Consider the following 223-nt stretch of genomic DNA (forward strand, 5'->3'; position numbering starts at 1 on the left):
GACGGGTATAGAGTTTTGTCAGATATCCGCTGGCAATACTTCCTAAATCAGCGCAAAGAAATGGTAACCATGCAAACAGAGCTATTTGTTTAAGGTCCATGCCATATGCTTTTGCAAGATATAATGGCACCCAAAAGCTCATTACAGCCCATGCTGGCTCTGCCATAAATGCAGGGATAGCGATTCCATAAAAGCGTTTATTTTTACTAACTGTTTTTAACGC

Annotated in this window: 1 pseudogene; it reads right to left on the minus strand. The window is 40.8% G+C overall.

The annotated features are described in order from the left end of the window. Positions 1–223: pseudogene (locus KI356_RS27875) on the minus strand (hypothetical protein); the annotation flags it as partial.

The sequence above is a fragment of the Bacillus hominis genome (assembly GCF_018332515.1).
GTDB classification, from domain to species: Bacteria; Bacillota; Bacilli; order Bacillales; family Bacillaceae_G; genus Bacillus_A; species Bacillus_A hominis.